The sequence below is a fragment of the Aliivibrio sp. S4MY1 genome, from assembly GCF_028765545.1.
In the GTDB taxonomy this organism is placed as follows: domain Bacteria; phylum Pseudomonadota; class Gammaproteobacteria; order Enterobacterales; family Vibrionaceae; genus Aliivibrio.
In genome coordinates, this window is the sequence record NZ_JARACP010000073.1 from 1 (window position 1) to 420 (window position 420).

1 pseudogene is annotated in these 420 nt (G+C 44.3%); it reads left to right on the forward strand.

Annotation, left to right across the window (positions count from 1 at the left end):
- Window positions 1–15: 15 nt before the first annotated feature.
- Window positions 16–420, forward strand: a pseudogene (locus PVK71_RS20390) (hypothetical protein); the annotation flags it as partial.

A 420-nucleotide genomic window follows, 5' to 3' on the forward strand; every position in this document is an offset into this window, starting at 1 on the left:
CTGCGCAATGAGATCGTGCGTCGTCCAATCACGCAAGGCTCAATACCTGCACTAGGTCAACTGCACTTTGAGGTGTTGTTTGATGGGAAGATTGAATACGAAGCGCGTGAAATTGGCTACTTCTTAGAGGACGGTACTTTATTTGCGGTAGACAGTCGAGAGGGGGACATCATCTCAATAAAAAGAGCGGATACCATTATCACTGAAGTGTTTGATTTAACTCTATCTGGCTCTGAAATTGACACCATCACGGTTGAACTTATCGGTGCTATAAATGCAACGGAGCATGTGCCAGGAATAGCGAAAATAGCAACCGATGCGCAAGTAGCCGAAGGTCAAGATAACAGTGCGTTTTTAACAATAAAAAAACTGTTATTACGTACGGCAAACACGATAAGTGCAGGCGTGGTTCAGTTGTCA